Below are 6,457 nucleotides of genomic sequence, written 5' to 3'. Positions count from 1 at the left end.
CATGAGGCCGGCCGCCCCGGCCCCCAGCACGATGGCGCTGAAACCGGCAGTGTGTGCTGTCATGTCCCTAGAAATCCAGATCCGCGTAATGGGCGGGGGGGGTGAAGCCGGTGATGCGGTCCTGCAGCAGGGCGCGGAAGCACGGGCGGCTCTTGACGCGGGCATACCAGTCCTTGGCCGCGGGCGCGCGCGACCAGTCCACGTCATCAAGGAAATCAAGGCAGGACAGGTGGGCGGCGGCGGCGAAATCCGCCATCGACAGCATGTTGCCCGCCAGCCACTGCCGCGTTTCCGCCAGCCAGTCGATATAGGACAGGTGGACGCGGATGTTGGCATAGCCCGCACGCAGGGCCGCGCCATCGGGATTGCCCTTGCCCGAAATGCGCTTCATCACCTTTTCATTAAGCAGGTTGCGCGAGACCTCGGCCCCGAATTTTTCATCGAACCAGACCACCAGCCGGCGCACTTCCACCCGTTCGGCCAGCGTACGGCCCAGCAGCGGGGTGTCGGGATAGGCTTCCTCCAGATATTCGCAGATCACCCACGAATCGGGAATGCACAGCCCGTTGCTTTCCTGTAGCATGGGCACCGTGCCGGCCGGGTTGCGGTCAAGGTATTCGGGACGGCGTTCCCACACCCGCTCGGTCTTGAGTTCAAACGGCAACCGCTTTTCCCCCAGCACGAGGCGGACCTTGCGGGAATAGGGGGAAAGGGGAAGGTGATACAGGATGCGCATGTTCCCGCTTTATTGCATTGTCCCGCCCTTCGCCAAGCCCCGAGTGCGCAGGCATGAAAAAGTATGGCTGCATGGCGGGTGAATGGCGCATCCTTCCCTCGACAGTGACGGCCTGACACGGTAGCTGAAACAACACGCCCCATTCACCAGACAGGACAGGATAACGTTGCCCGACGAACTGCGTCCCCCACCGAAAATCCGCGCACGCGGGCGGTCGTTCCTTGCCCTGGTGCTGTCGCCCGAACCCGTCCTGGCCGACTGGCTGGCCGGGCTTGATGCGCAGATCGCGCGATCGAGCACATTCTTCGCCGGCAAGCCGGTCATTCTTGACCTGTCCCTGCTTGACGCCACGACGGAGGGGCTGGCCGAACTCTATCCCGCGTTGCGCGCGCGTGGCATCCGCATCATCGGCATAGAAGGCGGCGATGCCTCATGGCCCGCCTGCGCGGGATGGGACTGGCCATCGGGGTTCATGGGCTGGCGCGCGTCGGGGGCGGTCGACATACCCGATGACGCAGCGCCCGTGCAGCCGCAGCCGCCACGCGGGTCATCGATGATAATCGAACAGCCCATACGTTCGGGGCAGGTAATCATGAACCCCGATGGCGATGTCATCGTCATCGGCTCCGTCGGGTCGGGCGCGGAAGTGACGGCGGGCGGGTCGATCCATATCTATGGCCCGCTGCGTGGCCGTGCCATCGCGGGCATGAACGGGCAGCCCCACGCCCGGATATTCGCCCATTCCATGCAGGCGGAACTGCTGGCGATTGACGGATATTACATAACGGCGGAGGAAATTGATCCGCAATATGTTGAAAAACCTGCACAGATCGTCCTCACTAATGACACACTTGTGGTCCAGCCGCTGGTGCCACCTGTCTTTCCCGTACGCAAACGCTAGACAGGCGTCCGAAAGTCCCCCGTCGCGCTCCTCAGGCGCGCCCACCCATCCAACCGTATCCATCAGGTCATGAACAAGAAAACACCTCCTAAAAGCGGACAAACAGGTACCTCAATGGCAAAAGTTCTGGTTGTCACATCCGGCAAGGGTGGCGTCGGAAAGACCACGTCAACCGCCGCATTGGGCGCCTCGCTGGCGCAGACCGGGCAGAATGTCGTCGTGGTTGATTTTGACGTGGGCCTCCGTAACCTCGACCTGGTGATGGGGGCCGAACGGCGGGTCGTGTTCGACCTGATCAACGTGATCCAGGGCGACGCCAAGCTGTCGCAGGCGCTGATCCGTGACAAGCGCATCGAGACACTGTCCATCCTGCCCGCGTCCCAGACGCGCGACAAGGACGCCCTGACCGCCGAAGGGGTCGCCCGCGTCATGCAGGAACTGCGGGAGAAGTTCGACTGGGTGATCTGTGACAGCCCGGCCGGGATCGAACGCGGCGCGCAGCTGGCCATGTACCATGCCGACCACGCCATTGTCGTGACCAACCCCGAAGTATCATCCGTGCGCGACAGTGACCGGATCATCGGGATGCTGGACAGCACGACCGAAAAGGCGAAGGGCGGCGGCAAGATCGAAAAGCACCTGCTGCTGACCCGCTACGACCCGGCGCGCGCGGCGCGCGGCGAGATGCTGCGGATCGAGGACGTGCTGGAAATCCTGTCCATCCCGCTGCTGGGCATCATTCCCGAAAGCGAGGAAGTGCTGCGCGCATCGAACCTGGGCGCGCCGGTGACGTTAAGCAGCCCTGACAGCCCGCCTGCCCGCGCCTATGCCGAAGCCGCGCGCCGGCTGGAAGGCGAGAAACTGGAAATCACGGTCCCGACCGAACGCAAGGGCCTGCTGGCGCGCCTGTTCAAGGGGAAAAGCTGATGGGCCTGTTTGATACCCTATTTGGCCGCGGCACGAAAACATCCGCCCCCGTCGCCCGCGACAGGTTGCAGATCCTGCTGGCGCATGAACGGACGGGAGATGGCAATGAATCCGACCTCCTGTCCAAGCTGCAGGCGGAAATCCTTGAAGTCATCAAGCGGCACATTCCCGTCGAGCAGGAAAAGGTGCAGGTGAAGCTGGACCGTGGCAATTCCGTCTCGATGCTGGAAATCGACATCGAGGTGCCGCAGATCCGCACGCCGGGCCGCCCGTAAGGACGCGCCCGGCCGGGTCATGCCCCGTCAGGACAGGCGGGGTTCGATCCAGCGGCGCGCGTGTTCGAAATCACGCGTGACCGCTGCCTGCGCCGCCGCCACGTCACGCTGGCGCAATGCCGCGATCAGGTCGTCATGCGGGTGGGTGCGCCCTTCATGCTGCATCTGGATCATGGGCCGCGACAGGGCATAGATCGGTCCGATGCGCATCCACAGGTTGCGCAGGATCGTCGCGGTCAGCGGCAGTTCGGCCAATGTCGCCACCGTGGTATGGAAATCCGCGTTGAAGGCCGCCATGCCGCCATCATCACCCGCGTGCGATGCGTTCATGAACTGCTGCTGCAGGATGACCAGTGCCTCGATCCCATGATCGGATGCGCGCCGGGCCGCAGCGGCGGCAAGACGCATTTCCAGGTCAACGCGCAGGTCATGGATTTCGGCAAAGCTGCGCTGGGTCATGGCGGGCACGACGGCGGTATTGCGATCATTGAGTTCCAGCGCATGTTCGGACACAAGCCGCAGCAGCGCCTCACGCACGGGGGTGGGACTAAGCCCCAGTTCCGCCGCCAGCGGCCGCAATACCAGCCGCTCGCCCGAGCGATAACGGCTGCGGATCAGCCCACGACGCACGTGGTCATAGGCGTCGTCGCTCAACGCGCGGCGGGGAAGCTTTTCAGACTGGCCTGCGCTGAATGATACCATGCCGTTTACTTCATCCTTAATGCAAATAGGTCTTATTTATATCGATCAATAATGATCTGGCCGTGAATGGCAACGCCTGACGCAACGAAAAAACCATTTTTGCCGCATTTAGGCTGCCTGCGGGCCGATCCGCCCCCAAAACCGCCTTGTGGGGGAACCCCTTTCCTGTCGGCCCGTTAGGACCAGCAATGATCCGTAACGGACATGCCACCGCGCGCATGCCCGAAACCGACAAGGAGAGCATCATGTCCGATGCAGCCGAAAATACGTTCCTGACCGATGTGCAGACCCTGCGTGAACGCGCGAAGAAAGCAATCGAAAAAGGGGCCCTTACCCCCGCGTACCAGGGCAATGTCCAGACCGCGATCGACCTGCTGCAGACTGTCGTTGCGACCGAACTTGTATGCGTGCTGCGCTATACCATGCATTCCATTTCCGTCACGGGCATTACCAGCGAAAGTGTTTCCAGCGAATTCGCAACCCACGCCAAGGAAGAACGGGCCCATATGATGTGGGCGGCCGACCGCATCGACCAGCTTGGCGGCGTGCCGAACCTGTCGCCCGAAGGACTGGCGACCCGGTCCGCCACCGAATATGGCAATGGCGGCAACCTGATTGAAATGGTGCGCCAGAACCTTGTGGCCGAACGTCTGGTCATCGAACATTATCGCGAACTGATCCGTTATTTCGCCGACCATGATCCCACAACGCGGATCATGCTTGAAAAGATCCTTGCGGAAGAAGAAGAACACGCAACCGACATGCATGACCTGCTGGTCGCCCACGAAGGCCGCCCCTTCCTGCAGTCCTGACCTTCTTCCGCCTAGCTATCCCGCCGCCTGCCCCACATGCGCCCACCCTGCCCCGGACGGACCGGGGCGGGTGGCGTTGCCGCGCGCGGCGTCCGGCCACAGGGCCGACAATCCACAGAACTGACTGAAAACGGAGATTCCCCATGACCAAGCCGAAAACCCATGACCTGTTCATTGGTGGCGCATGGTCCAAGGCTGACAATACCGAACGCGATACCATCCGTAATCCCGCAACCGGGGACATACTGGCCCATGTGGCGGTCGCGGGTGAAGACGATGTCAACCGCGCGCTGCGTACCGCACAGGACGCCTTTCCCGCATGGAGCCGACTGGTTGCCACCGACCGGGCGGATTACCTGTACCGCCTGATCGAACTGATCCGGCGTGATGCGGAAAAGCTGGCGCGCATCATCACCTCGGAAAACGGCAAGCCGCTTAAGGAAGCCCGGATCGAAGTCAATTTCGCCATCCAGCTGATCCGCTTCGCTGCTGAAAACGTACGCCGCCTGGAAGGCAACATCATTCCCGGCAGCCGCCCCGGTGAGAAGATCCTGATCGAAAAGATCCCCCACGGCGTGGTGGCCGGCATTTCGGCATGGAACTTTCCCCTTGCCCTGACCGCGCGCAAGATGGGTCCGGCGCTGGCGGCGGGCAATACCTTTGTCATCAAGCCGCATGAACTCACGCCACTTTCCACCCTGGCGCTTGCGGAACTGTCGGTCGAAGCCGGTTTCCCCAAGGGGATATTCAATGTCGTGACCGGCGGCGGCGCGACGGTGGGCAACGCGCTGGTGACCAACCCGATCACCAAATTGATCACCATGACCGGCAGCACGCCCGCAGGCCGCAAGATCATGGCCGCCGCATCCGCAGGGCTGAAGGAAGTCCGGCTGGAACTGGGTGGCAAGGCCCCGTTCATCGTGATGGAAGACGCGGATATCGACGCCGCCGTGAATGCCGCCGTCGCCGCGCGCTTCATGAACTGTGGCCAGGTCTGCACCGCCAATGAACGCACCTATGTCCATACGGCGGTCTATGACGCGTTCCTCAAGCGCCTGCGCACGAAAGTCGAAGCCCTGAAAACCGGTAACCCGCTGGATGAAAAGACCGATATGGGGCCGAAGATCAGTGCGCAGGAACTGGAAAAGGTCGATGCCATGGTCCGCAAGGCCGTGGAACAGGGGGCGAAGGTCGAACTGGGCGGCAGGCGCCTGACGGGCGGTGACTATGACAGGGGCAATTTTTACGCACCCACGCTGCTGACCAACGTGAACGGTGACATGGACATCGTGCGCAATGAAGTGTTCGGCCCCGTGCTGTCACTGATCCGCGTAAAGGACTTTGATGACGCCATCGCGCAGGCCAACAATTCGCGTTATGGCCTGTCCGCCTACATGTTCACGCAGGACCTGAAGAAGATCATGCGCATGACCAACGAACTCAACTTCGGTGAGATCTATGTCAATCGCGAAGGGGGCGAGGCCGCGCAGGGCTTCCACCATGGTTATGGCGACAGCGGCATCGGCGGGGAGGACGGCCAGTACGGGCTGGAAGCCTATGTCGATACCAAGACCGTTTACCTGAACGCATAAGGTCAGGGCACTATGCGCCACGGGCGGTCCGGAGCAGTCCGGGCCGCCTTTTTATTGCCCGATGCCCTGCCTGTCGCCATCATCCCGGCTGATAAGGATTGCGGCACCTGCCAACCATGGAAAAGTCTTTGGTGAAGCTTTTTCAGGGCCTGTTGGGAATTAACGCGAATTGATGATTGCGGCGGTAAGATAAATCATCGCTGCGAATGATCTGTCGGTCTTGTCGCTTCGCATGGCGATGCGCTTGAACTCCTTGAGCTTGCAGAAGAAGTTCTCGATGAGATGGCGTGCCTTGAACAGGGCTCCATCGAAGGGGCGCCTGTCGAGGCGGTTCCGACGCTGGGGAATGACCACGCGGGCCCCTTGCGCGCGTATGGTGTCCACGATCCAGTGGACATCGAACGCCTTGTCAGCAAGAAGTCCCTCAAAATCAGCCGGTTCAAGGAGAGGCGCCACCCCGACCGTGTCGTAATGCTGGCCGGGGATAAGCGTAAAGCGGACCAGATTGCCCA

At 61.8% G+C, this 6,457-nt stretch carries 9 protein-coding genes; 5 read left to right on the top strand and 4 right to left on the bottom strand.

Annotation, left to right across the window (positions count from 1 at the left end):
• Both GEU01_RS27720 and fzlA read right to left on the bottom strand, forming a co-directional pair.
• The coding region (locus tag GEU01_RS27720) for a hypothetical protein (protein ID WP_039794073.1) at positions 1-63 on the bottom strand (63 nt) is incomplete at its 3' end.
• Positions 64-67: 4 nt separating this feature from the next.
• Positions 68-736, bottom strand: coding sequence for an FtsZ-binding protein FzlA (gene fzlA, locus GEU01_RS05315; protein ID WP_010507101.1), 669 nt, complete (start codon positions 734-736; stop codon positions 68-70).
• 166 nt (positions 737-902) lie between these two features.
• On the opposite strand from fzlA, the gene minC reads away from it, so the two are divergent.
• From minC to minE, 3 genes are all read left to right on the top strand, one after another.
• Positions 903-1,637, top strand: a complete 735-nt coding sequence (minC, locus tag GEU01_RS05310; protein WP_019085235.1) for a septum site-determining protein MinC — start codon at positions 903-905, stop codon at positions 1,635-1,637.
• A 114-nt stretch (positions 1,638-1,751) separates the two neighbouring features.
• Positions 1,752-2,564 carry a septum site-determining protein MinD gene (minD, locus tag GEU01_RS05305; protein ID WP_019085234.1) on the top strand — a complete coding sequence of 271 codons (813 nt, stop codon included), beginning with the start codon at positions 1,752-1,754 and terminating at the stop codon, positions 2,562-2,564.
• Positions 2,564-2,839, top strand: a complete 276-nt coding sequence (gene minE, locus GEU01_RS05300) for a cell division topological specificity factor MinE (protein ID WP_010507107.1) — start codon at positions 2,564-2,566, stop codon at positions 2,837-2,839. The genes minD and minE overlap by 1 nt, the downstream gene beginning before the upstream one ends.
• Before the next feature lie 27 nt (positions 2,840-2,866).
• Here minE and GEU01_RS05295 read toward each other — a convergent pair whose 3' ends face one another.
• The gene (locus GEU01_RS05295) at positions 2,867-3,541 is read right to left on the bottom strand and encodes a GntR family transcriptional regulator (RefSeq protein ID WP_010507109.1); all 675 of its coding nucleotides are present in this window, start codon (positions 3,539-3,541) and stop codon (positions 2,867-2,869) included.
• Between the two features lie 188 nt (positions 3,542-3,729).
• Between GEU01_RS05295 and GEU01_RS05290 the strand changes: the two genes are divergently transcribed.
• Positions 3,730-4,353 (top strand): ferritin-like domain-containing protein, encoded by a 624-nt coding sequence (locus GEU01_RS05290; protein WP_019085233.1) that lies wholly within the window; start codon positions 3,730-3,732, stop codon positions 4,351-4,353.
• A 143-nt stretch (positions 4,354-4,496) separates the two neighbouring features.
• On the top strand, positions 4,497-5,945 hold the full coding sequence (gene aldA, locus GEU01_RS05285; protein ID WP_010507111.1) for an aldehyde dehydrogenase: 1,449 nt from the start codon (positions 4,497-4,499) through the stop codon (positions 5,943-5,945).
• A 159-nt stretch (positions 5,946-6,104) separates the two neighbouring features.
• Here aldA and GEU01_RS05280 read toward each other — a convergent pair.
• The coding region (locus GEU01_RS05280; RefSeq protein WP_019085232.1) for an IS5/IS1182 family transposase at positions 6,105-6,457 on the bottom strand (353 nt) is incomplete at its 5' end.

The sequence above is a fragment of the Komagataeibacter europaeus LMG 18890 genome (genome assembly GCF_000285295.1).
GTDB lineage: Bacteria > Pseudomonadota > Alphaproteobacteria > Acetobacterales > Acetobacteraceae > Komagataeibacter > Komagataeibacter europaeus.
The sequence above is the reverse complement of the archived record's forward strand: the minus strand, read 5'-3'. Positions and strand labels throughout refer to the sequence as shown.

Excerpts from the sequence above, each read along its gene's own strand:
- minD (WP_019085234.1), top strand. The coding sequence starts at position 1,752 with ATGGCAAAAGTTCTGGTTGTCACATCCGGCAAGGGTGGCGTCGGAAAG.
- GEU01_RS05295 (WP_010507109.1), bottom strand. The coding sequence starts at position 3,541 with ATGGTATCATTCAGCGCAGGCCAGTCTGAAAAGCTTCCCCGCCGCGCG.
- aldA (WP_010507111.1), top strand. The coding sequence starts at position 4,497 with ATGACCAAGCCGAAAACCCATGACCTGTTCATTGGTGGCGCATGGTCC.
- GEU01_RS05290 (WP_019085233.1), top strand. The coding sequence starts at position 3,730 with ATGATCCGTAACGGACATGCCACCGCGCGCATGCCCGAAACCGACAAG.
- minE (WP_010507107.1), top strand. The coding sequence starts at position 2,564 with ATGGGCCTGTTTGATACCCTATTTGGCCGCGGCACGAAAACATCCGCC.
- fzlA (WP_010507101.1), bottom strand. The coding sequence starts at position 736 with ATGCGCATCCTGTATCACCTTCCCCTTTCCCCCTATTCCCGCAAGGTC.